The sequence below is a fragment of the Synechococcus sp. WH 8101 genome (assembly GCF_004209775.1).
Classification (GTDB): Bacteria; Cyanobacteriota; Cyanobacteriia; order PCC-6307; family Cyanobiaceae; genus Synechococcus_C.
In genome coordinates this window covers 2,217,317-2,243,280 of sequence record NZ_CP035914.1, presented here as the reverse complement: position 1 = coordinate 2,243,280, position 25,964 = coordinate 2,217,317, and the positions used below count along the sequence as shown (strand labels likewise).

General features: G+C 64.6%; 27 protein-coding genes and 1 tRNA gene. 15 read left to right on the top strand and 13 right to left on the bottom strand.

Going from position 1 to position 25,964, the window contains the following annotated elements:
- The gene (locus SynWH8101_RS11980) at positions 1-1,536 is read right to left on the bottom strand and encodes a YifB family Mg chelatase-like AAA ATPase (RefSeq protein ID WP_130129949.1); all 1,536 of its coding nucleotides are present in this window, start codon (positions 1,534-1,536) and stop codon (positions 1-3) included.
- Between the two features lie 85 nt (positions 1,537-1,621).
- Between SynWH8101_RS11980 and SynWH8101_RS11975 the strand changes: the two genes are divergently transcribed.
- The 3 genes from SynWH8101_RS11975 to SynWH8101_RS11965 are packed head-to-tail and all read left to right on the top strand — an operon-like array spanning position 1,622 to position 4,187.
- The gene (locus SynWH8101_RS11975; protein WP_130129948.1) at positions 1,622-1,963 is read left to right on the top strand and encodes a histidine triad nucleotide-binding protein; all 342 of its coding nucleotides are present in this window, start codon (positions 1,622-1,624) and stop codon (positions 1,961-1,963) included.
- A gap of 25 nt (positions 1,964-1,988) precedes the next feature.
- Entirely contained in the window at positions 1,989-3,980 is a 1,992-nt protein-coding gene (locus SynWH8101_RS11970; RefSeq protein ID WP_130129947.1) for an ABC transporter ATP-binding protein/permease, read from the top strand.
- A 9-nt stretch (positions 3,981-3,989) separates the two neighbouring features.
- Positions 3,990-4,187 (top strand): chlorophyll a/b-binding protein, encoded by a 198-nt coding sequence (locus tag SynWH8101_RS11965; RefSeq protein ID WP_130129946.1) that lies wholly within the window; start codon positions 3,990-3,992, stop codon positions 4,185-4,187.
- A gap of 30 nt (positions 4,188-4,217) precedes the next feature.
- Here SynWH8101_RS11965 and SynWH8101_RS11960 read toward each other — a convergent pair whose 3' ends face one another.
- From SynWH8101_RS11960 to psbX, 4 genes are all read right to left on the bottom strand, one after another.
- Entirely contained in the window at positions 4,218-4,706 is a 489-nt protein-coding gene (locus SynWH8101_RS11960) for a hypothetical protein (RefSeq protein ID WP_130129945.1), read from the bottom strand.
- Positions 4,703-5,248: a TolB family protein gene (locus tag SynWH8101_RS11955; protein ID WP_370587032.1), complete on the bottom strand. Its 546-nt coding sequence runs from the start codon at positions 5,246-5,248 to the stop codon at positions 4,703-4,705. The genes SynWH8101_RS11960 and SynWH8101_RS11955 overlap by 4 nt, the downstream gene beginning before the upstream one ends.
- Positions 5,249-5,287: 39 nt before the next feature.
- Positions 5,288-6,226 carry a Ycf66 family protein gene (locus SynWH8101_RS11950; RefSeq protein ID WP_130129944.1) on the bottom strand — a complete coding sequence of 313 codons (939 nt, stop codon included), beginning with the start codon at positions 6,224-6,226 and terminating at the stop codon, positions 5,288-5,290.
- Between the two features lie 81 nt (positions 6,227-6,307).
- Positions 6,308-6,430, bottom strand: coding sequence for a photosystem II reaction center X protein (gene psbX, locus SynWH8101_RS11945; protein ID WP_130129943.1), 123 nt, complete (start codon positions 6,428-6,430; stop codon positions 6,308-6,310).
- Between the two features lie 60 nt (positions 6,431-6,490).
- Here psbX and SynWH8101_RS11940 point away from each other — a divergent pair, with 60 nt between their 5' ends.
- The gene (locus tag SynWH8101_RS11940) at positions 6,491-6,838 is read left to right on the top strand and encodes a YggT family protein (RefSeq protein ID WP_165380989.1); all 348 of its coding nucleotides are present in this window, start codon (positions 6,491-6,493) and stop codon (positions 6,836-6,838) included.
- Positions 6,839-6,850: 12 nt separating this feature from the next.
- Here SynWH8101_RS11940 and accC read toward each other — a convergent pair whose 3' ends face one another.
- Positions 6,851-8,194, bottom strand: coding sequence for an acetyl-CoA carboxylase biotin carboxylase subunit (gene accC / locus SynWH8101_RS11935; protein ID WP_130129942.1), 1,344 nt, complete (start codon positions 8,192-8,194; stop codon positions 6,851-6,853).
- A 110-nt stretch (positions 8,195-8,304) separates the two neighbouring features.
- On the opposite strand from accC, the gene SynWH8101_RS11930 reads away from it, so the two are divergent.
- The 3 genes from SynWH8101_RS11930 to msrB all read left to right on the top strand — a co-directional run bounded on the left by SynWH8101_RS11930 (position 8,305) and on the right by msrB (position 10,144).
- Positions 8,305-8,386: transfer RNA gene (locus tag SynWH8101_RS11930), tRNA-Leu, on the top strand.
- Between the two features lie 65 nt (positions 8,387-8,451).
- Positions 8,452-9,711 (top strand): glycosyl transferase, encoded by a 1,260-nt coding sequence (locus tag SynWH8101_RS11925; protein ID WP_174719558.1) that lies wholly within the window; start codon positions 8,452-8,454, stop codon positions 9,709-9,711.
- 28 nt (positions 9,712-9,739) lie between these two features.
- Entirely contained in the window at positions 9,740-10,144 is a 405-nt protein-coding gene (gene msrB / locus SynWH8101_RS11920) for a peptide-methionine (R)-S-oxide reductase MsrB (protein WP_130129940.1), read from the top strand.
- A gap of 3 nt (positions 10,145-10,147) precedes the next feature.
- On the opposite strand, the gene SynWH8101_RS11915 is transcribed toward msrB, so the two are convergent.
- Both SynWH8101_RS11915 and smc read right to left on the bottom strand, forming a co-directional pair.
- The gene (locus SynWH8101_RS11915; RefSeq protein WP_130129939.1) at positions 10,148-11,200 is read right to left on the bottom strand and encodes a PRC-barrel domain-containing protein; all 1,053 of its coding nucleotides are present in this window, start codon (positions 11,198-11,200) and stop codon (positions 10,148-10,150) included.
- Between the two features lie 62 nt (positions 11,201-11,262).
- A complete protein-coding gene (gene smc, locus SynWH8101_RS11910) occupies positions 11,263-14,874 on the bottom strand; it encodes a chromosome segregation protein SMC (protein WP_130129938.1) in 3,612 nt (1,203 codons plus the stop codon).
- Between the two features lie 100 nt (positions 14,875-14,974).
- Here smc and SynWH8101_RS11905 point away from each other — a divergent pair, with 100 nt between their 5' ends.
- Complete coding sequence (locus SynWH8101_RS11905) at positions 14,975-15,454, top strand: DUF883 C-terminal domain-containing protein (RefSeq protein WP_174719521.1); 480 nt, start codon at positions 14,975-14,977, stop codon at positions 15,452-15,454.
- Positions 15,451-15,867, top strand: a complete 417-nt coding sequence (locus SynWH8101_RS11900; protein WP_130129937.1) for a phage holin family protein — start codon at positions 15,451-15,453, stop codon at positions 15,865-15,867. The genes SynWH8101_RS11905 and SynWH8101_RS11900 overlap by 4 nt, the downstream gene beginning before the upstream one ends.
- On the opposite strand, the gene SynWH8101_RS11895 is transcribed toward SynWH8101_RS11900, so the two are convergent.
- Positions 15,833-17,200, bottom strand: coding sequence for a cation:proton antiporter (locus tag SynWH8101_RS11895; RefSeq protein ID WP_130129936.1), 1,368 nt, complete (start codon positions 17,198-17,200; stop codon positions 15,833-15,835). The two genes, SynWH8101_RS11900 and SynWH8101_RS11895, sit on opposite strands and share 35 nt — an antisense overlap.
- Positions 17,201-17,247: 47 nt before the next feature.
- Positions 17,248-18,405, bottom strand: a complete 1,158-nt coding sequence (locus tag SynWH8101_RS11890) for a THUMP domain-containing protein (RefSeq protein ID WP_130129935.1) — start codon at positions 18,403-18,405, stop codon at positions 17,248-17,250.
- A 399-nt stretch (positions 18,406-18,804) separates the two neighbouring features.
- Here SynWH8101_RS11890 and SynWH8101_RS14215 point away from each other — a divergent pair, with 399 nt between their 5' ends.
- Positions 18,805-18,966, top strand: a complete 162-nt coding sequence (locus SynWH8101_RS14215) for a hypothetical protein (RefSeq protein WP_165380988.1) — start codon at positions 18,805-18,807, stop codon at positions 18,964-18,966.
- Here SynWH8101_RS14215 and SynWH8101_RS11880 read toward each other — a convergent pair.
- From SynWH8101_RS11880 to SynWH8101_RS11870, 3 genes are all read right to left on the bottom strand, one after another.
- Entirely contained in the window at positions 18,959-19,216 is a 258-nt protein-coding gene (locus SynWH8101_RS11880) for a Nif11-like leader peptide family natural product precursor (RefSeq protein WP_130129934.1), read from the bottom strand. The genes SynWH8101_RS14215 and SynWH8101_RS11880 overlap by 8 nt on opposite strands.
- 41 nt (positions 19,217-19,257) lie before the next feature.
- Positions 19,258-20,922, bottom strand: coding sequence for a SulP family inorganic anion transporter (locus tag SynWH8101_RS11875; RefSeq protein WP_130129933.1), 1,665 nt, complete (start codon positions 20,920-20,922; stop codon positions 19,258-19,260).
- Positions 20,923-21,004: 82 nt separating this feature from the next.
- Positions 21,005-21,379 (bottom strand): hypothetical protein, encoded by a 375-nt coding sequence (locus SynWH8101_RS11870; RefSeq protein WP_130129932.1) that lies wholly within the window; start codon positions 21,377-21,379, stop codon positions 21,005-21,007.
- 135 nt (positions 21,380-21,514) lie between these two features.
- On the opposite strand from SynWH8101_RS11870, the gene SynWH8101_RS11865 reads away from it, so the two are divergent.
- The 5 genes from SynWH8101_RS11865 to SynWH8101_RS11845 all read left to right on the top strand — a co-directional run bounded on the left by SynWH8101_RS11865 (position 21,515) and on the right by SynWH8101_RS11845 (position 25,894).
- The gene (locus SynWH8101_RS11865) at positions 21,515-22,504 is read left to right on the top strand and encodes a DnaJ C-terminal domain-containing protein (RefSeq protein WP_130129931.1); all 990 of its coding nucleotides are present in this window, start codon (positions 21,515-21,517) and stop codon (positions 22,502-22,504) included.
- Between the two features lie 56 nt (positions 22,505-22,560).
- A complete protein-coding gene (gene hemB, locus SynWH8101_RS11860; RefSeq protein WP_130129930.1) occupies positions 22,561-23,562 on the top strand; it encodes a porphobilinogen synthase in 1,002 nt (333 codons plus the stop codon).
- 76 nt (positions 23,563-23,638) lie between these two features.
- Positions 23,639-23,884: a hypothetical protein gene (locus SynWH8101_RS11855; protein ID WP_130129929.1), complete on the top strand. Its 246-nt coding sequence runs from the start codon at positions 23,639-23,641 to the stop codon at positions 23,882-23,884.
- Between the two features lie 10 nt (positions 23,885-23,894).
- Entirely contained in the window at positions 23,895-24,131 is a 237-nt protein-coding gene (locus tag SynWH8101_RS11850; protein WP_130129928.1) for a hypothetical protein, read from the top strand.
- Positions 24,128-25,894, top strand: coding sequence for a TolC family protein (locus SynWH8101_RS11845; RefSeq protein WP_254427962.1), 1,767 nt, complete (start codon positions 24,128-24,130; stop codon positions 25,892-25,894). The genes SynWH8101_RS11850 and SynWH8101_RS11845 overlap by 4 nt, the downstream gene beginning before the upstream one ends.
- The last annotated feature ends 70 nt before the right edge of the window (positions 25,895-25,964 follow it).

The following is a 25,964-nucleotide window of genomic DNA, read 5'->3' as shown; positions in this document are numbered from 1 at the left end:
TCAGGCCTTGATCAGCTGATCAAAACTGCGGAAGCAGAGGGCTTCCGCAATGTGGCCCTTGCCCACAGCGTCTTTGTCTTCGAGGTCGGCGAGGGTTCGGGCCACCCGCAGCAGGCGCAAGCCGCTGCGGGCTGAAAGTTGGCGTTGGCTCACGATCTGCTCCCAGCACTCCACGGCCTGCGTGGAGAGTTGGCCGATGCGCCCGAGTGCTGAGCCACTCAGGCTGCTGTTGAGGCAGCCCGCAGGATTGCGTTGCTGCATGCGTTGCCGGGCCCGTTGGATTCTCTCCGGCTGCAGCACCTCTGAGTTGTCTGATTCCGACATGTCCAGGCTCCGCCGTAGATCTCGGGCGGGGAGGCGATGCAGCCTCAGTTGCAGATCGAGCCGGTCGAGTAGTGGCCCAGATAGGCGGTTCCAGTAGCGCTGCCGCTCTGTGGGGCGGCAGCGGCAGGGGTGGGAGGCATCGCCATCCCAGCCGCACGGACAGGGGTTGGTGGCCGCCACCAGGGTCAGCCGGCACGGAAACGCGCATTTCAGTCGGGCGCGGCTCAGCCACAGCACACCCTCTTCGATCGGTTGGCGCAGCTGATCGAGCAGGGCTCGGGGGAATTCGGCCAGTTCATCAAGAAACAGCACGCCACCATGGGCGAGGCTCAATTCCCCTGGTTTCGGATTGCTGCCGCCCCCGAGCAGCGCGGCCACGGAGCAGCTGTGGTGGGGAGCGCGAAACGGTCGGCGCTCCAACAGTGTGATCGGTTCGGGAAGCACCCCTGCAATGGAGTGCAGGCGAGTGATCTCAAGCGATTCCTGCTCCGTCAAAGGGGGGAGAAGCTGAGGCAGGTGGCGAGCTAACAGCGTCTTGCCGCACCCCGGCGGCCCCACCATGAGGAGGTGATGGCCCCCGGCGGCCGCGAGGGCCAGGGCGTGCTGAGCCACAGCCTGGCCGACCACCGGAGCGGGTGCGGCCGCTGGAGCTGGCTGTCCAACGGGTCCCTGCAGCGGTTGCGGTCGATCGTTCCAGGGCTGCTCGCCCCGAAGCATGGCCACGGTGTCTGCCAAAGACTCGGCACACAGCAATCTCAGGCCGGGCACCAGGGCCGCTTCTGCCGCGTTCGCTGCTGGCACCACCAGGGCTCTGGCTCCCCGGTCGGCGGCCAGGCTGGCTACCGCCAGGATGCCCCGGCAGGGCCTGAGGTTGCCATCGAGGCCTAACTCGCCGGCGCACCAGAGGTCTTGCAGCAGGGGGGCATCGAGTTGGCCGCTGGACACGAGCAGAGCCAGGGCGATCGGCAGATCGAAGGCCGGTCCCTCCTTGCGCAGATCCGCCGGAGCCAGATTCACCACGACGCGCACCAGAGGGCCCCGGAAGCCGCTGTTGCGCAGTGCAGCGCGCACCCGTTCACGGGATTCCTGAATCGCCGTATCAGGCAACCCCACCAGCTGCAGGCCCGGTAGACCCGGCGCCAGATCCACCTCCACGGTCACTGGACGGGCGTCGAGGCCGACGATGGATGCGCTCAGGCAACGTGCCAGCATTGAGGGATAGCGGTGCAGGGATTGGATGCCCCGCCTGTCACACCCCCTGCCCTGATCTGTCGCAACACCATGTCACCCCAACACCATGGCTGAGGACACGATTTTTGCCCGGATCCTGCGGGGCGAGATTCCCTGCGATGAGGTGTATGGCGACGACCGGTGCCTCGCCTTCCGCGATATCGCTCCCCAGGCACCGGTGCATGTGCTGGTGATTCCGCGTCAACCGATCGAGAGCCTGCGCGAGGCGACCGAGAGCGATGCCGCCCTGCTCGGTCACCTGTTGCTCGTGGCGGCCAAGGTGGCCAAACAGGAGGGCCTGGAGGACTGGCGCACGGTGATCAACAGCGGCGCCGAGGCTGGCCAGACCGTGTTTCATCTGCATGTGCACGTGATCGGTGGTCGTCCCCTGGCCTGGCCTCCCGGCTGAGGTCAGGCTCCGTGAGAATGTCGTCATGACGACGTCCCCCCGTTTGGCCCCCTTTGAGGGGCTGCGCCGCCAGTTGGCCAAGCTGCGCCACCTGGCACAGCCTTTCTTCCTGCCGCTCGACCAGGCTTCCGGTGTCCAGTTCATCTGGTTGCTGGTCTCGTTGCTGTTCTGTGTCGGCGGCATTGTGCTGCTGCTGCTCACCGGCTTGATGCAGCTGCTGAATCAGCTGCAACCGGTGATCACCGAAAAGTATTTCGGTGGGGTGTTGGGAACGCTGAGCACCATCTGGGGTGGTTGGTGGGGCTGGGTGTTCGGCGCCCTGTTCCTGATCGGTGCGGCCAGTTTTCTGGCCATGCGCCAGCAGCTGCGCAACCGTCGCTGGTTGCACTGGCTGCTCTTGGCCGTGATTGTGCTGATGCTGCTCGCGGTGAACGGCATCAATGCGGGCATCAGTTTCATCGCTCGAGATCTCACCAATGCGTTGGTGGCCAAGCAGCAGGATGGCTTCTATCGGATTCTGATCATTTACGCCAGCTGTTTTGTGGTGGCCCTGCCAATCAGGGTGTCTCAGATCTTTTTCACTCTCAAGCTGGGCATCATTTGGCGTGACTGGCTCTCTCGCAGTCTGATTGCCGATTACATGAGCAATCGGGCCTATTACGTGCTCAATCCCAATGATGAGCAGGCCACCGATATTGATAATCCTGATCAGCGGATCACTGACGACACGAGGGCGTTCACGGCTCAGAGTCTGCAGTTCACGCTCGGAATCTTTGATGCGCTGCTCACATTTTCTCTGAACATCCTGATTCTTTGGAGTATCAGCACAACCCTTACCTTCTCCCTGTTTGCCTATGCCGCTTTCGCGACCACCGTTCTGGTTGTGGCAGGTCGCAAACTTGTGAAAATCAACTTTGATCAGCTCCGTTACGAAGCCGACTTCCGCTATGGCCTCGTGCATGTTCGCGATAACGCCGAATCGATTGCGTTTTACGCCGGTGAAAAGCCGGAGCAGGAAGAGTCCCAGCGCCGTCTGGGCTCAGTGGTGCGGAACTTCAATCTGTTGATCATCTGGCGGGTGGTAATCGATGTGATGCGTCGATCGATCGGTTATGCCAGCAACTTTTTCCCCTATCTGGTTTTGGCCGCGCCTTATTTCGCTGGTGAGATTGATTATGGCAGTTTCATTCAGGCGAATTTCGCCTTTGGGATGGTGGAGTCATCCCTGTTCTTTGTTGTCAACCAGATCGAGGAGCTGGCGCAGTTCACTGCTGGGATCAGTCGCCTCGAAGGGTTCCAGTCCAAGGTTGAGCAGGTCAGTCTGCTGGCGCCCACCAGTGGGCTGGCTCGGATCAGTGAGCGCGATTCGATCGTGGTGGATCATGCCGATCTCGTGCCTCCGGGTGGGTCGCAGCCGATCATTCGTGATCTCACCCTCAGTGTGGGTGAGTCCGACAAGCTGCTGGTGGTGGGACCCTCCGGTTGCGGCAAAACCTCCCTCTTGCGCATGGTGAGTGGTCTCTGGTCGCCCGAGCAGGGCAGTGTGGAGCGGCCACCCACGGGTGATCTGTTGTTCATTCCTCAGAAGCCCTACATGCTGTTGGGCTCTCTTCGCGAGCAGCTCTGTTATCCCACCGATGAGGGTCGCTTCAGCGATGACCAGCTTCGGGCCGTGCTCGAGCAAGTGTGTCTGCCCCAGCTGGTGAGTCGGTACCCCGATCTTGATGTGAAGCAAGACTGGCCACGCATTCTTTCCCTTGGAGAACAGCAGCGCCTGGCCTTCGGCCGGCTGCTGCTTAATGCGCCGCGATTTGTGGTGCTCGATGAAGCCACCAGTGCCCTGGATGTCAAAACCGAGCAGCACCTCTATGAGCTCTTGCTGGATCGTGATCTTGCCTTTATTAGCGTCGGCCACCGTCCCACCCTGGTCAGCTTCCACGACACGGTGCTGGAGCTGATCGGCAATGGTGACTGGCGCATGATCCCCACGGCCAGCTATGACGTGACCCGTTCCTGATCCGGTGGGATGACCTTGAGCAGCGATTCAGCCACAACCGCAGACACCGGCACCAGTGCCACCACAACCGATGTGCCCGCCTTTGGTTGGAGTGCCTATGCGGAACGGATCAATGGACGGTTCGCCATGATTGGCTTCCTGGCGGTTGTGATCGTGGAGGCAATCAGCCACGACACCTTTTTGCACTGGGCTGGCCTGGTGCCCTGACTGAGGCGGTCAGAGCCCGCCTGCCTGGGCTCAGGGCAGTTGGATCAGATCCACCTCCCAGCGGCCGTTGCGGCTCACCTGCACCGCCAGCTGGCGTCCTCGCCCATCCAGGCTCACGGCGCGGGGAACCCCGGCAGGGTTCAGTTCGAGTCGCTGCAGGATGCCGACAGAGCGGCGATACAGCATCAGCTCGGTGCTGTCGCCGCGCTGACGCACGAGTGCGAGACGTTCTCCATCACCGCTGACGCTGAGGCTGATCGGTTGGGCATCGGCCCGATTCAGGCCTGGCACCGGCACCGGTTGACCGTTGCGCAGGTCGATCAGCTCGAGGCGTTCCCGCCCGCCGCGACTGCTCAGGCTCGCCAACCATCCCTGGCCCAGGCTTGGATCCCGCCGGGTTTCGGCGCTGTCGACCAAGCGGCTGTTGAGGCTGTGCAAGGGCCGGATGGTGTCCCCGCCACAGCCACTCAGGGTCAGGATCAGTAACAGGCTGGCGCCAAGATTTGTGGTTGTCTTCATGGCGTCGGCTGGAGGGGTCCGCTGAAACGCTCTCCCGCCGATCGGTCCGGTTCGAGAATGGCGCCCAGATCGATCAGCTCCAGTCGCCACCGCCCCTGAACGGCCACCTGTAGGGCCAGGGTTCGGGCATCCGGCGACAGGCTGAGTCTCACCGGCTCGCGGTCGCCCGGGAGGCGGATCGGATGGGCTCGGCCCGTGAGGCGGTCTTCGATCAAGGCGAGCCGGCGCTGGCCGCGCTGGGTGATCACGGCCAGATAGCGCCCATTCCAGCTCAGGGTGGGGGAGCTGTGGGGTTGGTGGCGGCTGAGATGTCGCAACGGCAGGATGGCGCCGCTGCGCAGATCACGCAGCTGCACGGTGGGTCTCCCCCGTCGCTCCGTCACAGTGGCCAGCAGTCGGCCATCGCCACTCAAAGCCGGCTCCTGTTGGGGGCGTTCGATTTCACCGCCAGGAACCCGCTGGACCCGAGAGGTGCATGCCGTGAGGCCCAGAAGTGCGGCGAACAGCGCGAATTCGCCCCATCGCTGCCAGCGCCTGTTCAGCCGCCGCACGGGGTCTGTGACATGGGCTGCGCGGGAGCTTCAGTCGTCAAAACGGGAGTTGTTGTCGCGGGGCCGGGAGCTGCGGGGCGTGGGTCGTTCGGTGGGAGCAGCCGCTGCGGACGAGGCGCGGCTGGGCTTGCGCTCGCTGCTGGGCCGGCCGGCTGACGCTCGTTCAGGCGTTGGGCGTTCGGGTGTCGGTCGCTCCGTCGATGGTGTCGGTCGATCGCTCACCGTGCGGCGGCTGGTGGTTGGCGAGAAGCTGGCGTCTTCCGGTTCGCGCCGTCCGCGTGCGCTGGTGCTGCTGGATGAGGTGGGACGACTGCCCCGACGTTGATCTTGGCGGAGATTGCGCCGCTCGCCGAAGCTGGATCGCTCCGCTGCTGAGTCGGAATCGTTTCGCCCGAAGCGGGCCATGCGCCGTTCCCGCTCCGAATCCTCCCCCCAGTTGGAGTCCGCCTCATCTCTGCCACGACGGCGACTGGCCGCCTGCTCAGGAATGGCCGCCCTGGAGGCACGACGAGGGCGGTAGAAGTCACGTTCGGGCGCTTCTTCATCCTCCTGTTCGTCTTCCACCCCGCGGAAGCGGCGGCGCAGGGGCGGCGCCTCATCGAAGCGGTCGTACGGAGAATTCCATTCGCCCCCGAGGCCTCCGGCCGGCCGGCGCGGTGGCGCCGGCTCATCGTCGAAGTAGGCAGAACGTCGGGCCTGCTCCGTCGACACGCCGCGCAGGCGCACACTTTCGTAGGCGAAGAACACGGTGGTCCCCGCCAGAAGGAACTGACCGAACTGCAGGATTGGGTCCAGGCGCCAGCCCTGGAAGAAGAGGATTCCACCGCAGAGCAGTCCGATGGCGGCGAAGAACACGTCGTAGTCCCTCGCCAGCGCAGGCTTGAAGCTGCGCATGAAATAGAGCATCGCCCCGCCGACGGCCAGCACGATTCCAACGATGCTGGCCCAGTTCAGACTGGCATTAACCACAGATGTGCCCCCTGGCGACGGCTGTCTTCAGACTGTCAAGCAGTCGGATTCGTCTCAGTCTACGAACCGCGTCAGGGGGGATCAGAGCTTGCGGTCGACCTGGTCGGTCTGGCTCAGCAGGAAGAGGCCGATGCTGGCAGGAATGACCACGATCACGGTGCCCCACACGAGGCTGCTCAGAAAGTTGGCGAGGGAGGGGGTCATGGCGGGGCGACGTGGAGGCCTTGCAACGGCGATCCTAGAGATCGTGAGCGACTTTCTACGATGAACGCTCCCCATGCTTTGAGCTTTGTGACGCCTGTGTCGCTTGCCCCGTTGCCCCTCTTGCACCTGGCGCTCGGATTGCTGCTCGCGGCCTGGACTCTTTGCTTCATTGTGCGCATCGTGCTCACTTGGTATCCCCAGGTGGACTGGCATTCCGGCCTCTGGGCCGTGGTGGCCTGGCCCACCGAGCCGCTGTTGGTGCCGACGCGTCGCCTGGTGGCGCCCATCGGGGGCGTGGATGTGACGCCGGTGATCTGGGTGGGGCTGCTCAGCCTCGTGCGTGAACTGCTGGTGGGTCAGCAGGGGCTGATCTCGCAATGGATGCTGCGATCGATGGCTGTGGCCTGAGCTCGTCGCAAATCAGAGCATCTCCTGCTCCACAAATTTCGTGTGCACATCGCCTCGTTGGAATTCAGGCCGATCGAGCAGGCGCAGGTGGAAGTCCACGGTGGTGGGAATTCCTGTGATCGCACATTCATTCAGGGCGCGACGCATGCGCTTCAAGGCGCTGTCCCGATCTGGAGCCCAGATGATCAGCTTGCCGATCAGGGAGTCGTAGAAGGGAGGGATGTCGTAGCCGGTGTACACGTGGCTGTCGACACGGATGCCAGGGCCACCGGGCGGAAGCCAACCGGTGATCCGTCCTGGTGCAGGTCGGAAGTTATGGCTGGCGTCTTCGGCATTGATCCGGCATTCGATCGCGTGACCCCGCAGGACGATGTCGTCCTGGCGGATGCTGATTGCTTCACCGCCAGCGATGCGCAGCTGCTCGGCGATCAGGTCGATGCCAGTGACCATTTCAGTGACGGGATGCTCCACCTGGATGCGCGTGTTCATCTCCATGAAGTAGAAGCCGCCGCTGCGATCAAGCAGAAACTCCACCGTTCCGGCTCCCTCGTATTGGATGCTGCGTGCGGCCGCGACGGCGGCTTCGCCCATGCGACGACGTAGTTCCGGATCGAGGGCTGGGCTGGGGGCTTCCTCCAGCAGCTTCTGGTGACGGCGTTGAATCGAGCAGTCCCGTTCACCAAGGTGCACGACGTTGCCGTGGCGATCGGCCAGCACCTGCACCTCGACGTGACGGGGCCGATCGATGAATTTCTCCATATAAAGGCCCGGGTTGCCGAAGGCCGCTTCCGCCTCCCCCTGTGCGGCCTTGAACAGGCTCTGCAACTGGTCGGGACCCGGCACCAGGCGCATGCCCCTGCCGCCACCTCCGGCGGTGGCCTTGATCATCACCGGATACCCCATCTCCGCCGCGAGCTCGGCGGCCTCCTCCGGCGTCGCCAGCAGCCCCTCGCTGCCTGGCACGGTCGGCACGCCAACCCGTTGCATGGTGCTTTTGGCTGTGGCCTTGTCACCCATGGAACGAATCGCATGGGGGGAAGGGCCCACGAAGGTGATGCCGTGATCGCGACAGATTTCCGCGAAGCGATCATTTTCGGCGAGGAAGCCGTAGCCGGGGTGGATCGCATCCACACCGCGTGACGTGGCTGCCGCGAGGATGTTCGGGATGTTCAGATAACTCTTGCTGCTGGCCGGCTCACCCACGCACACGGCTTCGTCGGCGAGTTGCACATGCAAGGCGTTCCGGTCCACTGTGCTGTACACGGCCACAGTGGCGATTCCCAGCTCTCTGCAGCTCCTCAGAATCCGGAGGGCAATCTCGCCGCGGTTGGCGATCAGCACTTTGCCGATGGGCATCCCGCAGCATCCAGGCCAGCGCGGATCGTATCAGCGCTGGTGGCCAGGGCCCTGAACCTCGAGCCGGTATGATCCTTCCTCGACGCGATCCGCGAGATCACGTCAGCCACGCGGATGTGGTGGAATTGGTAGACACGCACGTTTGAGGGGCGTGTGGCTTCGGCCTTGCGAGTTCAAGTCTCGCCATCCGCATTTCTCTTCACAACCCATTCAGGCCGTTGCAGTCGCTCCCTCAGTCGAGACCTGGGGATACAGCTCTGAGCATCGTGCTTGTGTCCAATGGCCCTGGTGAACTGGCCACCTGGGTGCGTCCCCTGGCCGATGCACTGCACCGCTCGTTGTTGCTGAGGCCGCGGGCCCCGTGGTCGCCGATCAGCCTGCGCCTGGTGTTGGTGCCCTGCCCTAATGCCACCGGCACCGAAGCGCAGGTGGCCAGCCGCTGGGGCGTGTTTGATCGCATCACCGCCGCAGATCAGTTCTGGCCTCTGTTGCTGCGACCAGGCCGCTATGGCGCCTGGCCCGGTCGCGGGGTGGTGGTGTTTCTTGGCGGTGATCAGTTCTGGAGCGTGCTGCTGTCGGCCCGGCTCCGTTATCGCCACATCACCTACGCCGAGTGGGTGGCTCGCTGGCCGCGCTGGAATGATCGGGTCGCGGCCATGGGGGCCGCTGTGCGTGATCAGCTCCCCAGCCGATTTCAGCCCCGCTGCAGTGTTATCGGCGATCTGATGGCCGATCTCTCCAGTCATGCGCGGCAGGCATCTCCGCTGCCCGAGGGGGAATGGGTGGCGTTGCTGCCGGGCTCGAAGCGGGCCAAGCTCTGTGTCGGGGTGCCTTTCCTTCTGGAGACGGCCGATCGTTTGGCGGCGCGGCGCCCCGAGTGCCGGTTTCTCCTGCCCGTGGCGCCCACCACCAGCGCCGATGAATTGGTGCGCTATGCCGGCCGTGCCAATCCGATCGCGGCGGGGTATCAAGCTGCGGTGGACGCCCTGGCAGCTCCTGCAGTTGACGGCTGCGGTCGACGCCTGATCACGCGGGCTGGCACCGTGATCGAACTGCAGGAAGATCCACCGGCCCACGGGGCCCTGAGTCAGTGCGCCCTGGCGCTCACGACGGTGGGCGCCAACACGGCGGAGCTCGGGGCTCTGGGGGTCCCGATGATTGTGTTGGTGCCGACCCAGCACCTCGGGGTGATGCAGGCCTGGGATGGCTGGCTGGGGTTGATCGCCCGACTGCCTGGCTTGCGCTGGTGCATCGGCGTGTTGCTGAGCGCCTGGCGGCTGCGCCATCACGGTTTTCTGGCCTGGCCCAACATCTCAGCCGGGCGGATGGTGGTGCCCGAGCGCGTGGGGGCGATCACACCTGAGGCGATCGCCACCGAAGCCGAGGCCTGGTTGTCGGCTCCCGACCGCCTTCAGGGGATGCGCGATGACCTGCGGAGTTTGCGCGGCCAACCCGGAGCGGTCGCCGCTCTGGCCGGTGAAATCCGACAGCTGCTGCCGCGCGCCCTTTCCGACTAGGGTCCGGGCCACAGCCGATCCAGACTCGATGCCAGCGGAAGATCGTGTGGAACGTCAACCGGAAGAGTGGCAGTCCCAGCTGACGCCAGAGCAGTTTCAGGTGGCGCGCCTGGGAGGAACGGAGCGGGCCTTCACCGGCGCCTACTGGAATCACAAAGGCGATGGCTTCTATCACTGCATCTGCTGTGACGCGCCGTTGTTCAGTTCCGAGACCAAATTTGATTCCGGCACCGGCTGGCCCAGCTTCTGGGATGGGGTGAGTGCCGGGGCGATCACCACCCGCGAAGACCGCAGTCACGGCATGGTGCGCACCGAAATCAACTGCGCCCGCTGTGACGCCCATCTCGGCCATGTCTTCAGTGATGGCCCTGCTCCCACCGGGCAGCGCTATTGCGTCAACAGTGCCTCGTTGCAGTTCAGGGATCGCGCCTGATCGTCACCAGGGATCGTCGAGAGTCTCCCTGGTGTCATCCAGCGGTTCCACATCGAGGGGATCGCCCACTGGTTCCACCGGCCGCCGTGCCGCAGGTCGGGGGCGCGCTGAGAAGCGATCCGGCTCCAGCTCAGATCGCCGTTCGGGCTCCCGCTCCAGCGATCGCAGCCGTTCATCCCGATCCCAGCGGCGATCGTCGTAGGGATCGGGGCGGTCATCAAAACGGGCAGCGGGCTGCTCGGGGAACGGCTCCGGAAGGTCGTCGAGATAGCGCTGGCGAGGAGCCCGTTCAACGCGGCGCTCCTCCAGCTCCACATAGTCCAGTTCCTCTTCCATGGCCAGAGGTTCGGCCGTGGAGGCCTGAAGCCGGCGTTGTTCCTGTTCGCTTGGCTGCCCGGAGGTGAGTTGATTTTCCACCGGCACCACGTTGACCCGATAGCGCTCTCGCTCCTGCTCTTCCCAGCTGGGTCCGCCGACGCCAAGCTTTTCCAGGAAGCCGCTGTTGAGTTGTTTGAGCTTCTCCTCGGCGCCCTCATACACGATGATTCGATCAGCGCCGCTGCTGACGATTTCATCAACGGGAATCTCCCAGGTGCTGAGCACGCCTTCTCCCAGCAGGGGGACCCCCAGGGCGCCCATCACCAGGGTGGTGAGTTCGCCGGTTTCGATATCGAAGGAAAATCCGAGCACGCGGCCCAGTTGCTGACCGGACTCCGTGATCACCTGGCAGTTGATCACGCGGCTGTAGCGCTCCGGGTTGAAGGATTCACTCAACGAATCGACGGAATCCACCAGGATCACGTCGCCCACCTGGCGGATCCGATCGAGCAGCATCCAACGGGGAAGCCCCGGTAGGAAGCGGGTTAAGGGGTTGTCGCGCAGGCCGAGCGCCACCACTTCCCGCCCGTCAATGTCGACGATCACTTCGCCCACCACGCCGAGGCGACGGCCCGTGTCGCGGGTGATCACCTGGGTGCCCATCAGCTCCGAGCGGAGCCACAGCCTGTCGCTCGGCACCGTGGCCAGGGGGTCGTTTGGGGATGGGGACGCGCTCAAATCCTGGCCCAGCCGTGGCTTGCAATCCAACCATTTTGACGCAAGGCGCCGCTTGCAGGTGTTCAGGCCGCGTCCGGCAAACCCACCACCTGGGTGTGGGCACCGCGGGCCTGGGTCACACCAATCGTGCGCTGGGAGGCGCCGATCATCGGTCGGCGGTGGCTGACCACCAGAAACTGCGCCTGTTCCGCCTGGCGAGCGATCAGGGTGGCGAGCCGTTCCACGTTCACACCATCGAGAAAACTGTCGACCTCATCAAGGGCATAAAAGGGTGACGGCCGAAATCGTTGCAGTGCGAACAGGAAGCTGAGGGCGGTGAGGGATTTTTCTCCCCCCGACATCGCCGCCAGGCGCCGCACCGCCTTGCCCTTCGGGTGGGCCACAAGGGTCAGGCCTCCCTCGAGCGGATCTTCGTGGTTGTCGAGCTGCAGGTGGCCATCGCCATCAGAGAGGCTGGCGAAAATCTCACGGAAATGACCGTCCACGGCGGTGAACGCTTCCATGAAGGCCTCCTGTCGCAAGGTGGTGACGGTTTCGATCCGCAACAGCAGTTCTTCCCGCTCCTGGCTGAGCACATCCAACCGTTCCCCCAGATCGCCGAGGCGTTGCTCCAGCTCGGCGAGCTCCTCCAGCGCAAGCATGTTGACCGGCTCGAGCGCTTCCATGCGCTGTTGGAGCTGCTGCAGGCTGGCCTGAAGCGCCTCCAGTCCGGCTGCGCGCAGCGCATCGGGGATCTCGGGCCTGGGATCCGGCAGAGAGGCCTCCAGTTCCTGCAGGCGGATCGTGCCGCTGCACAGTTGTTCCGCCAGGGTCTGTTGCTCCTCCTGGAGCCGCTCCAGCTCCCAGCGGGCCTGTTGAAGGCGTTGGCGCCGTTCCGCTACCGCGGCTTCCGCTTCATCGCGGGCCCGGCGCTGTTCACCGAAGCGGGTCTGCAGCTCCTGTTGGCGCTGTTCCAGCACCTGGCGGCGCTCATGGAGCGCCTGTTGGTCACCCTTCCAGCGCTGGTGGGTCACCTGCAGGGCCTGCACCGCCTCCTGCAGCCGTTGTTCCTCAGCCGCCAGCACCTGCTCCTGATCGGCCAGCCGTTCGATCGCGAGCTGGCGTTCCCGTTGCTGTTGCAGCAGGCCATCCCGCCGCTGTCGTGCCGCCGCCAGTGCCGCATCAGCCGCCTCCAGGTCGTGTTGCAACTGCTGCCAGTTGCCGGCGTCACCCTGGCTCTGGGCCTCCTGTTCCAGCTGGAGGAGCCTGTCGAGTTCCTCCTGCAGTGGTGTGATCGTGGACTGCAGAACGCCAAGCCGTTCCTGAAGCCCGGCCTGGTTGCTGCGTAGCGTCTCCAGGCGCTGCTGACGCTGACGGGTGCGTTCCAGTAGGGGGGCATGGGCGCGTCGGGCGGCACTTCGCTCCGCCTCGAGCGCGGCCTGACGTTGCTCCCGTTCGCGGAGTTGGGGTCTGGCGCTGTCTAGCGCCGCCACAAGCCGCTGCTCCTCCCGCTGACTGGCCACCTGAGCTTCACCGAGCTCGAGCAGGCGTTGCCGCAGGGGAGCGGCGTCGTCGCTGTCGCTGCTCACACCGAAACTGAGGCCGCCGCTGCGCTGGGAAAGGCTGCCACCCGTCATGGCACCACTCTTTTCCAGCAGCTCGCCATCCAGCGTCACGGCGCGTTGCCGCCCGAGCTGTTGCCGGGCGCTGGTCAGGTCGGAGAACACCTGGGTGTCGCCGAACACATAGGCGAACACATCCGCATAGATCGGCTCGAAGCGCACAAGCTCCACGGCCCGGCCGATCAGGCCAGCTCCCCCCAGGGCGCCATCGGGGCGGCGGGCCCGGGCCATCGCCGCTCCACCACTGCCGCCGCCCGGAGCCCGGATTTTGTTGAGGGGCAGGAAGGTGAGCCGACCGGCCCGGCGACTCTTGAGCAGCTCGATGGCGCGGGCGGCGATCCGATCGTCATCCACCACCACCTGGCCGAGACGGGCGCCGGCGGCCACCTCCAGAGCCAGCCGGTGCCGCTCCTCCACTTCCCCCAGCTGGGCCACAGGTCCGTGGATGCCATCGAGCCCTGCTTCCAGCAACAGGCGCAGGGCACCGGTGCCGCGGCTCTCCTGCAGGGCTTCCCGACGGCTGTCGAGTCGGGCGATCTCCCGTTCGAGCCTGCCCTGTTCCTGCTCGAGCCGTGCGCGGGTGCGTTGTTGCACTGCCAGCGCCTCCACCAGGGCCTGCACCTGCTGCTGGCCCGCCTGCAGGTCCTGAAGCAGGGCCTGCCATTCCCGATCCAGCTGCTCCAGGGCGTCCTGCACCCGCCGGTCTTCGGCGCCATCGCTGTCCAGTTCTGCCTGCAGTTCGATCAGCCGCTCCTCGTCCTGGAGCGAGCGTTCCAGCAGTTGTTGCTGCTCCCGCTGCAGGGGCGTGAGCTGGTTCTGCAGCTCCAGGCGGCGTCCACTGCGTTGCCGCTGCTCCTCGATCCAGTGTCCGGACCGTCCGGCCACATCACCGAGGCGTCGACGCGACACCTCCACCGCCGCTTCGGCATCGCGACAGACCTGTTCGGCTTCGTCCAGCGCCTGGGTGTCGGTCCCCTGGGAGTCCTCTCTGGCGTCGTCCTGCAGGCGCTGGCGTCGATTGGCGAGGTCATGACGCAGCCCTTGGAGCCGTTCTCCCTCCTGTTGCTGCTGCTGCGCCTGTCGCTCCAGTTCCCGGGCGGTGGTCTCCAGACCCGCCAGCTCCGCCTGCACACCGAGCAACTGGTCTTCCCCCAGCGCCTTGACGCTCTCCTGAAGGGTCTGCAGAGCACTGGCAGCGTCCTGCAGCTCGGCCTCACCGCGTTCCAGGGCCTCGCGGTCGCGGATCAGCTGCTCTCCGAGCTGCTGCTGCCGTTCCCGTTGCTGCTCCAGGTCCTGCTTTGAAGCCTCAAAGCTGAGCACCTGTTCCTGTTGGCGTCCGAGCTGGAGTTGCTGGCGCAGCGACTGATAGGTGCGGGCCTTGGCGCAATCCTTTTCGAGACGCTGGCGGGCGCTGAGCAGTTCCTGCTCCACGATCCGGCAGCGGTCCTGCCGTTCCTGCACATCGTCGAGTTTGCGGCGGGTCTGTTCGATCCGATTGTCGAAGAGGGCGACGCCGGCCAGCTCATCGATCAGGCCGCGGCGCTCGCGGTTGCTCATCGACACGATGCGGGTCACATCGCCCTGCATCACCACATTGCTCCCTTCCGGATCGATCCGGAGGCGGCGCAGTTGGGTCTGCAGCTGTTGAAGATTGCAGGGTTCCCCGTCGGCGCTGTAGCTGCTGCTGTAGGAACCACCTGGCATCACGCGCAGTTTGCGCGTCACTGTCCATTCCCTCTGATCGGAACGGATCCAGGGACCCTCGGCCGGAGGCTCAAGCCCCTCCTCGGCCGCATCGGGCTGCCAGTCGGAGAGGTCAAAGCGGACGCTCACGCTGGTTTCGGCGGATTTGCCGGCTTTGAGCACGCCGCTGTTGACCAGATCGGGAAGGCGGTCGGCGCGCATGCCGCGACTGGTGGCGAGGCCAAGGCAGAAGAGCACCCCATCCAGGATGTTGCTCTTCCCCGAACCATTCGGGCCGGTCACCACCGTGAAGCCCGGTTCCAGGGGGATCGACATCGTCCCCCCGAAGGACTTGAAGTGCGTCAACCCGACCTGATTGATGTGAACCAACAGGACAACAGGGCTGTCAGTGATTCAAAAGTAGCGGACCCCTGAAAAAGCTCAAGACCGTTCCATCACCCCTATCCTTCGAACGTCGCGAGGGACAACGATGGATTCGTCAGACGCCACCGCACAGAATTCGAGCTCCCAGGCCCCGGCGCCGGACGCCGCGGAGTCGCCGACCACCCAAGAAAGCCTGGCGCAACGCTTCCGCGATCGCTTCGACAGTTTGATGCCGGAGATCCAGCGGCGCTGGCCTGAGGTGGCCAGCCATGCGCTCGAAGCCACCCGGGGGAGCTTGGATGAGGCGGTTCGGGTGATTGCGGAGCAAACCGGTCGAGCTACCTCCGTGGTGAGGCCCCAGCTCGAGGAAATGCTCCATCTGGCCGGTGAGCGTGGCCGCAATCTGGCCGACAGCCTGGAGCCCTTGGAGCGTCAGCTGGAACAGCTGCTCGATGAGTTGAACCACACGCTTCGTCCTCGAATTGAGCGTCCCGTTCGCGAGCGGCCCCTGCTTGCCCTGGCGGTCGCCGCCGGTGTCGGCATGCTGCTGGGCTCCCTGCTCGCCGGTGGCCGACGCTCGGCATGACCTCATTCCCAACCGATGATGGTGGCCCCGCCACCGACAGACCCCGCTCCAGACGGCTTGGCGCGGCTGCCCGCGTCACGGCTCTCGCCGGCTCCCTGCTCGATCTGCATGTGCGAATCGCCTTGAAAGAGGTGGATCGCGAAAAACGGCGCCTGATTATCGGGCTGGTGTTGCTCGCCGCTGGCCTGGCTTCGCTGCTCACCGCGCTGGTGTCGGCCGAGATCGCCTTGCTGCTGTGGTTGGTGTTGGTGCAGGGATGGACTTGGGTGTCCGCCATGCTCGCGTTCGCGGCAGCCAATCTGGTAATCAGCGGCGTGCTGCTCCGGCTGGGCGGGGTTTACACCAAGGGGCCCTATCTGCAGGAAACGATGGCTGGTCTCATGAAGACCACTCGGGCCTTGGTGGGCCGTTGAGCCATCGACAGATCGGGGGCAGCGTCAGGCCCTGCAGCAGCAGATTCAGGATCACAGCGATGAACACGATGCTCTGGCAGTTCTGGGCCAGCTGAATGGCCAGATCGGGATCCAGTCCTTTGAGATTGGGAATCGCATTGGCCACATTGAAGGACAATGCCAGGGGCACGGCACCACGGAGCCCGCACCAGGCGACCAGGCTCGATTCACGCAGGTTGAACGGGGAGAAACGCTGAAAACAGAACACGCTCAGAGGGCGGGCCAGGAGCATCAGGGCGGCAGCAGCGGCCACTCCCGCTGGCAGGCTCGGCACCAGATCGGCTGGATTCACGAGCAAGCCAAAGAGAAGAAAGATGCTGATCTCCGTCATCGTGTTGAACGGCAGCAGCACCTCCTGGATGCTCTGGTGATTGATCTGCTCGTCGTGGTAATGAAGATTGGCCATGAACACACCGGTCACATAGACCGACACGAATCCTGATCCGCCTAGGAAATGGGAACAGCCGTAATCGACGAAAGCGATCGACATGGCAACGATCAACAGCTGTTCTTTGTCGATGACGAACCGATCGATCACCAGCTTGGCCAGATAGCCGAAACCCACACCCACCAGCAGTCCTGAGCCCAGCTTCTGCAACAGGTTGCTGGTCGCGCTGAGGGCCAGGCTGTGCCAGGAGTCAGGTGGCCCCGACGTGACCGTGAACACCCCCAGGCAGATGTTGAAGATGATTAGGGCGGAGGGATCATTCACCGAGGATTCGAATTCGAGCAGATGCCGCACCCGTTCAGGCACCTGACGCTGCACTTGTCGCAGCACGCTGAGGGTGGCGCCGGCATCGGTGGAGCCGAGGCAGGCGGCAATCAGAAAGGCTGCGCCCAGAGGCATGATGTCTGACAGTCCTGGGGCCAGGCCCGTGCCGGTGGATGAGCTGAGCCACACGATGGCGGCACCCAGCAGAGCGGTGGAGATCGCCACGCCTCCGACGGCGAGGAGCAGCCCGTATTCCAGGAAGCCCCGGATCGATTGCAGATCCGTTTTCAGGCCCGCGTAGAAGAGCAACAGGGCCAGGGCGAAGGTGTGAATGCTTTCCACTTCCTCATGGCTCACATCCAGGATGTGGATGTTGATCACGAGCCCAAGGGCGAGCACGCCCAGGATGGCCGGGATGCCGATCCGGATCGAGAACCGACTCACGATCAGGGTGCCAAGAAACACCACGCCGATGAACAGCACCCGTGCTTCCAGAGGCACGGCCTCCAGTGAGGCTTCAGCGGCTTCCAGCGGTGTCACGCTGCCGGCGATCGGGATCAGCAGGTTGGGAAGTGGAGGCATCAAAGCGCCGGAACACCGGGCGCATTCTCGGCGGTCAGTGGAGGGTCTCAGCGCACCTGGTAGTGCAGCCAGCGGCAATCGATGCCGCCGTTGCTGATTGGGATCCGCCGGGAGGCCTTCATGCGCAACGCTCCGGTCACAGCAGGGTTGCCGCTGAGCAGCCAGAACTCCCAGCCGGACGCTTCCCGTTTCACCACCTGGGCCAGGTCGGCATAAAGAGTTTCGAGTTCGTCCTCAGCGCCGATGCGCACCCCATAGGGCGGGTTGCAAACCACGATCCCAGGCCCCGCTGGTAGTGACAGATCGCGGAAATCACCGGTGTGGATGCGGATCGACTCCTCGAGACCGGCGGCAGCCACGTTGCTGCGAGCCTGCTCGGCAATGGCGGCATCCTGCTCCCAGCCCAGGATGGGTGCTGAGGGCTGCTGGGGCTGGCTGCGCCTCCGGGCCCGCTCCAGTTCATCGCGCCAGAGCTCAGCATTGAAATCCGCCCAGCCTTCGAGGCTGAAGGTCCTCTCAAGGCCAGGGCATTGCCTGCGGGCCAGGCTCGCGGCTTCGATCAGGAGGGTGCCTGAACCACAGAGGGGATCGACCAGGGGAGTGGTGCCGTCCCAACCCGTGAGCCGGATCAACCCAGCGGCCAGGTTTTCCTTGAGCGGTGCGGCACCCATGGCCGCCCGGTAGCCACGGCGATGGAGACTGCCGCCACAGCCATCGAGGCTGAGCACAGCTTCGCCTCGTCCCAGGTGCAGGTGGAGATGGAGGTCGGGCTGCTCCAGGTCGATGGAGGAGCGTTCGCCCCACAACTCCCGTTGGCGATCCACGATCGCGTTCTTCACCTGCAGGGCGCTGTAGTGGCTGTGGTTGAGCCCTTGGACGCTGCCGGTGGCATCCACCCGGAAGCTTATGGAGGGATGCAGCCAGCGTTCCCAGTCGACGCTGTCCTGCACGCCGTGATAGAGCGAGTCGCGGCCATCACAGGGGAAGCGGCTCAGCTCTCGAAGCAGCCTGAAGGGCAGGCGACACTGCAAGTGCAGCCGATAGAGGCAGGCCATATCAGCTTCGAAGGCCGCGGCTCGGCGTAGCGGCCTTACGGCCTTGGCCCCCAGGTCGATCAGCTCCTGGGCTCCCGCTTCCTCGAGTCCCTGGGGCAGCACCGCCACTGCGGGGATCCTTTGGTGTGCATGGCGGTTGTCCCTCCCCACGATCCTGTGCTCTCCGTCACCACTGCTGTCAGAATGACAACGTCCGGTCTCGACCGGACTAGGTGATCCACACCAGTGTTTCGGACAGCGGTTCGATTCCGCTCAGCTCCATTCCCACTTCCCGGGGCTGCAATGGTTTCGACGGGGCATGAGGAGGGTGACTGAAGCCTGCTCGGTGAGAGCAAACCCGTAACTGCGAACAACATCGTTCGTTTCTCCCGTCAGACCGCCCCTGTGGCTGCCTGACCCTTTTAAGGGAGATGGGGTGAGGTCAGCCTTATCACCCAAATGACTCGCGGGGGCTGGAAGGCCCCCTCAACCACTCGTTCGGTAACGGCAGGCACCGCTGGCTTGGGCCCGGCTCTGCAGATTCAGGGTGTCGGTTTCGCCTTGATCCCCATGAGCCCTTTGTTCCGTTGCCTGATCTGCGGCAAGGACATTGAGCGCTCCACCCGCAGCTTCTGGCGCCATAAGGGCCATCTGCTCTGCTCGAGCTGCAAAGACCAGTTGGAAGCGGGCGAGTCCAAGGGGCTGCGCCCGCCTGGCGATCCGCTCAGATGAAGCGACCGATGAACACGTCGCCGAAGTTCTGTTCGAAGATCTTGTTGCCCATGGCGGTGATCTCCTCGTCGCTCATGCCGGCCATGTTGTGCAGGTTGTGACGCACCACCGTGGCGTGATGCAGCTCATGGCCGTGATCGGCGGCCACCTGAATCAGTTCTTCCGGCGTTCTGGCAGCCTGCACTTTGGCGGTGAGGCCGGGATCAGCGGCGGCCTGCTTCAGAAAACGGTCCAGATTCTGCTGACTCATGACGGTGCCCACAAACGGGTTTGAACTCCATCTTTGGAGCTTCAGCTAAAGGATGCGTTATCCCCGCCCAGCTGATCGGCTGCCCGTCGCAGCGCTTCATGACGGCTGCTCACCAGGTCGTGGATTCCGAATTCCCGCAGGCGTTGCCGCACCTTGCCCGAGGCCCCCGACACCAGCACGGTGCGCCCATGGTGGCGCGCTTCCTCCACCATCCGTTCCAGGGCCAGGGCGGCGGTCACACCCAGGTGGGGCACCTTGCCGATGTCGAGAATCAGCATTCTGTAGTGGCGCACCAGCATCATCCGTTCGCTGATGCCCTTGGCGGCACCGAAGCTCAGGGGGCCTTGCAGGCTGAACAGCAGCAGGTCGTCGCCACAGCGCTCCACCAGCTGGGCCTCCTCCGGATCGAGATCCTCCCCACCCACGGCCATACCCTCCAGTTGATGGGCGGTGAGTGACTCAATCGTGAGCAGATTGGCCACAAACATGCCGACCAGCACCGCACCGATCAGATCCCAGAACACGGTCATCAACAACACGCCCCACATCACCAGCGCCGTTTTGCGCGAGAGGCGGTGGGCCCGCAGCAGAAAGCCCCAGTCGATGATGTCGAGCCCCACCTTGATCAGGATCGCGGCCAGCAGAGCCGTGGGAATGCCTTCGGCCAGTGGTCCTGCCCCCAGGAGCAACACCAGCAGCACCAGCGAGTGGGTCATGCCCGAGAGCGGTGTGCGCCCCCCAGATTTGATGTTGATCACCGTGCGCATCGTGGCGCCGGCCCCCGGCAGGCCGCTGCAGAGTCCCGCCACGGTGTTGGCGATCCCCTGGCCGATCAGTTCCCGCTTGGAGCAGTGGCGGCTGCGGGTCAGGTTGTCGGCCACCAGGGAGGTGAGCAGGGAGTCGATTGAGCCGAGCAGCGCCAGCATCACGCCCGCCTGCACGAGCACGGGCAGATGCTGATGCCAGTCGGGCCAGGCCATCTGCAACCCTCCTTCGGGAATGGCGCCGATCCTGGGCAGCTGGTCTTTCCCGAACAGCAGCAGCGACAGGGGCGTGACTAATACCAGGGCCAGCAGGGGAGAGGGCAGCCAGCGGCTCAGAGAGGCGGGTGTGAACAACACCACCAGCAGGGTGATGGCGCCGATCGTCAGCGCAGCCGGATTGGGTTGGAACGTGCCGGCGACCTGGCTGAGGGCCTGCACCACCCCGCCACTGCTGGCGATGCCCAGTAAGGGGCCGATCTGCAGCAACAGGATGATCACGCCGATGCCCGACATGAAGCCCGACACCACCGAGTAGGGCACCAGGGTGATGTAGCGACCGAGGCCCAGCAGCCCGATCAGGATCTGCACCAGGCCGCCGATCACGACGGCCGCCATGACCAACGGCAGCAGTGCACCACCGCCCAGCTCCTGGGAGACGCCCACGGCCGCCAGGCTTCCCACCACACCGGCGACGGTCACACTCATCGGGCCGGTCGGGCCACTCACCTGAGCCGGCGTGCCTCCGAAGAGCGCCGCCAGGAACCCGGTGACGATGGCGCCATACAGGCCGTAGATCGCTCCCCCAGGCCCGAGGGCCGCATTGCCGAAGGCGAGGGCCAGAGGCAATGCCACCACCGCGGCCGTCAGGCCTCCGAGCAGATCACCGCGCCACTGGCTTGGGTCGAGGCCATGGATGCTGAGGCCTTGCCACCGGGCTGCCATGGTTCAACCGCCGCTGCAGGCATTCTTTTCAGGATTCACCCAGCTGACATCGCCTTGTGACGGGATGCAGCCGGCGGATGGCTCAGGGTTGGCTCGGCTGACTGATCCAGATCTCCAATTCCTCAAGGCTCTGCACGCCTTCGCGCCGTTCCCCACTGGGCAGGATCCAGGTGGGATAGGCCCGGATGCCTGCGGCTACGCAGGCTTTCGCCTGATCCGGCAGCTCCTTCGGCTTAGCGCACTCCACATAGGGCAGGTTTGGGGCGGCTTCCTCACCGAACAGCCGCGTCTGGGCCTGACAAGCCGGGCAGCGCCAGGAGCCGTAGTACACCACCTTGGCTTCGCTGAGACGCTCCGCCAGGGTGATCGGGTCAGGTCCTGCCGGGTTGGAGGCTGCCAGCGCAGGAACCAGCATCAGCGCCAATCCACCGAGGCTGGAGAAGAGCACAGTGCGCATCAGGCCAGCGTGAGAGAGCCGAATCGTAAGCAGGGGTCTGTGGCGTTCGGGCTTCCCTCCATCCGCGCCTCTTCAGCACGTCATGTTTCCTGAGACGATGAGAAACGCGTCAGGCCATGGGCCGTTGGAACCGTCATGGCCGGCAGTGGCTACCGCGATTACTTCAAGGTGCTCGGGGTCGATCGCAGCGCCGATGCCGATGCGATTAAACGGGCGTTTCGCAAACTGGCGCGTCAGTATCACCCGGATGTGAATCCTGGTGACGCAACAGCTGAGGCCAAATTCAAGGAGGTGAGCGAGGCCTACGAGGTGCTCTCGGACCCGGAAAAAAGGCGTCGCTATGAGCAGTTCGGCCAGTACTGGAATCAGGTTGGCGGTGGTGGCCCCGGTGCCGGCGGGGCTGGTTTTGACGTGGATTTCGGCCGTTACGGCAATTTCGACGATTTCATCAATGACCTGCTTGGCCGTTTCGGAGGTGCTGGTGGTGGCGCTGGCTTCCCCGGTGGGTTCGGCGGCGGGTCGGGCTTCCCGGGTGGCGGTTTTCCAGGAGGTGGCTTTCCTCGCGGCGCCCAACAGCGTCAGCCGATCAATCTGGATGCCGAAGCCAGCGTCAAAATCAGCTTTGCTGAAGCCTTCCGCGGCAGTGAGCGCACCCTGTCGGTGAATGACGAGCGCGTGCAGGTGCGGATTCCGGCGGGTGTGAAAAACGGCTCGCGACTGCGTCTCAAGGGCAAGGGCAACTCGCAGCCGGGCACCGGGCGACGCGGTGATCTGTACCTCAATCTTGAGGTCCAGCCCCATCCGGTGTGGCGGCTCGATGGCGACCAGTTGCGCGCTGAGCTTCCGGTTGCCTTGGATGAGCTGACTCTCGGCGGCTCGATCACCGTGATGACCCCGGATGGCGAGGCGGACGTAACCATTCCCGCCGGCACCGCACCAGGCCGCAGTCTGCGGTTGAAGGGCAAGGGCTGGCCCCTCAAATCAGGCCGCGGCGATTTGTTGCTGACCCTCAGCCTGCAGTGGCCGGAATCCTGGTCGGCCGAGGAGCGTCAGCTGCTCGAGCAACTGCGCCAGGCCCGCGCTCAGGATCCGCGTCGCAACTGGTTGTCATCGGCGCGCCTCTGAGGCAGGGCGTGGCCGAGGCAGGGCCTAACCTTTCAGCCCCCGTCCACCGCGCCTCGATGGATCTCCCCTACCGCCCGCGCCGTCTGCGCCGCACCCCGGCTCTGCGCGCCATGGTGCGTGAACACCATCTGCAGGCGGCTGATTTCATCTATCCCTTGTTTGTGCACGAAGGCACGCAGGTGGAGCCGATCGGTGCCATGCCGGGGGCCAATCGCTGGAGTCTCGATCAGCTCACTGGGGAGGTGCAGCGGGCCTGGGATCTGGGCATCCGCTGCGTGGTGCTGTTCCCCAAGGTGGCGGAGGGGCTCAAAACGGAGGATGGCGCCGAGTGCTTCAACGACCATGGTCTGATTCCACGGGCTATTCGCCAGCTCAAGCAGGAGCTCCCCGAGATGGCGATCATGACCGATGTGGCCCTCGATCCCTATTCCTGTGATGGCCATGACGGCATCGTCAGTGCCGAGGGCGTGGTGCTGAATGATGAAACGATTGAGCAGCTCTGCAAGCAGGCTGTGATGCAGGCTGAGGCCGGGGCTGATCTAATCGGACCCAGCGACATGATGGATGGGCGGGTCGGCGCGATCCGGGAAGCTCTGGATGACGCCGGATACGCCCATGTGGGCATCATCAGTTACACGGCCAAATACTCCTCGGCCTATTATGGACCGTTCCGTGAAGCCCTGGATTCAGCGCCGCGGGCGTCCAGTGGCAAGCCGATCCCCAAAGACAAAGCCACTTATCAGATGGATCCGGCCAATGCCCGCGAGGCGATCACGGAGGCCCAGCTCGATGAGCAGGAAGGCGCCGACATCCTGATGGTGAAACCAGGCTTGGCCTATCTCGACATCATCCAGCGCCTGCGCCAGGAGAGCGAGCTGCCGATCGCGGCCTACAACGTGAGCGGTGAATACGCGATGGTGAAAGCGGCGGCCGAGCGGGGCTGGATCGATGAGCGCGCCGTGGTGCTCGAGACCCTGCTCAGTTTCAAACGTGCCGGTGCTGACCTGATCCTCACCTATCACGCCTGCGATGCCGCCAGCTGGTTGTGTCAGGGCTGAGGTCCACGTCCCTTCGGCTTGGCAGCCGTCGGGTTCGCTGTCATCCTGCAGCATCGCTGGCATCTGAGGCCTGTCCATGGCGCGCTATCTCCTGCTCTGGGTGCATGGCCCCTGGATTGCCTCCGGTCTGATGCTGGTGCTGGCCATCCGTCTTCTCCTCCTGGAAGACTTCTCCATGCATGGTCACGGCTGGGGCTTGCTCGGCAGTGCCTCGATCTGTTTTTCGATCGGCTGTGTCTGCAAGGTGTCCTGGGTGCTGTCTCAGCTGAACAGCCGCCGCAGTGCCGCCAAGCGCCAGATCGAACACCTGATGCTGCATTGAGGGCGGAGACGTGTCGCGCTCTTCTGTGATCCTGATCATCGGCCTTCCTTGGGCGGCGGCCGTGGCTGTGCTGTTGATGGTGACTCGATTGCATGGTGACGCCAAGCGGGTGCACTGGGGCCTGGTGGGCAGTGCCTGCATCTGCTTTTCGATCGGTTGTCTCGCTCGCACCAGCGTTGGCCTGCATGACATGGCGCAACGGGCCAAGCGGCTGCGGGCTGCCCAGGACCAGCAGCATCGGTCATGAGGTTGTTGCGTCCGCGGCCCAGGGCCCTGGCAGTGGCTGCCATCGTCGCCGCCGCCGTGCCGACGGCGCTGCCCCGGCTGGCGGCTCAACCGACGGGGACGTTGCCTCCATCCTCCGGTTTGTTGCGTTCGCTGGAGGCCTTTGATCGCGATCTGCTCTTGCTCGATGGTGCCTTACGGGGAACGGCTGCCCAGCCGCAGGCGGTCGATGCGAGCAATGGGCAACTGTCGGCCCTGCAGGCGCCGGCGCCCCAGGCGCGGCCCTCGCTCCGCAGCGAAGCCAAGCCCGAGCGGGTGCGGCTCAGCCTGGTTCAGGCGGTGGCGGTGGCGGTGGCCAACAACCCGGAGCTGGCGGAGCAGCGGGCTCGTATCCAGCAACGGCAGGGGGTGGTGCGGGCGGTGGAGGGGCGTTTCTGGCCGCGCCTCGGTCTGAGTGTTGGTGGTGCCTTCTCTCAGGCCAGTGCTTACAACAAAGTGCTGGAGGGGAATGTCGGCCTTTACCCGGTCGACTCCCCCTTTCTGGTGGAGACCGACAGCTGGAACCGGATTCAAGCCAACCTCGGCATGGCCTGGGCCGGCATGGATCTTGGCTGGGAGCTGATCAGTTTTGAACGGGGTGCGGCTCTCGCGGAGGAAGATCAGCAGCTGCAGGCGGTGCGGCAGGCCTATGCCAATGGGCTGCGTGCGCTGCAATTGGCCGTGAGTGAGGCTTACTACAACCTCCAGCTCGCTGGACAGTTGCAACGGATCCGGGCGGCGGTGGTGCGCAACGATCAGTTGCTGCTGGAGCAGGTGGAGGCCTTGAAGCGTTCAGGGCTCGTGCCGCGTCTGGATCTGTTGCGGGCTCAGGCCTCGCTGCAACAAAGTCGTTTCCGCCTGGAGCAGGCCGAAGCCCGCCAGCTCAGCCGTCAGCAGGCTCTGATCAGTCTGCTCAACGTGCGCTTCAACACGGAGCTGGCGGCCACGGTGCAGGTGGAGCTGCAACCGGCCTGGCCCCTGGATCTGGAGCGCACGGTTGTGGCTGGCCTCACCGACAACCCTGCACTCGAGGCCCTGGCCTCGGAGCGGCAGGCCTTGCTCAACCAGGCGGATCGCCATCAGGCCCGGCTGTTGCCCCGATTGGAACTGTTCGCGTCAGCCGGTGGTGCCACCGACCAACTCACCAAACCCGTGATTGATCTTCAGGGGTGCTGCAAGGCGATGAACACTCGCCAGATGGCGAGTCAGCGGGCCGACTGGATCGCCGGCCTGCGACTGCACTGGCGCTTCTTCGATGCGGGAACGGCCTCAGCGGAGGCTTCAGCCAGCCGTGCCGCTGCCGAAGCGGTGCTGCAACGCTTGGCAGCGGAACGCAACCGGATTCGCCAGAGCCTGGAGACCGCCTTTTTCGAGTACCGCGCCTCCCTGAGCCAGCTCGCCGCCGCCGAGGCGGCTTATGCAGCAGCACGGGAAGCCTTTCGGGATGCCCGCGCTCGCTATGAGCTCGGTCTTGCTGATTTCACCGATGTCAGCGACACGATCACGTTGCTGACGGCGTCGATGGAGGGGATTGCGGAATCGATGACCCTCTCCAACATCAGTTACGCGCGCATGTTGCGTCAGCTTCAGCCCGGTCCTGCAGGCGTGGGCCCGGAGGGCCAGGCCCCGGTCATCACTCTGCCGAGCCGCTCTGATGATGCTGCCGTGCAGCCTCTTTCTGGGCGTCGACCCGTTGTTTCCGTCGCTCGGCCATCTGGCGCAGCCGTGTCCGGTAGCGGAGGCTGAGGCTGCGCCAGCTCAGCAGCACCACCAGGGCAATGAACCAGAACCACACCTCTGGTGCATCGGCCTGAAG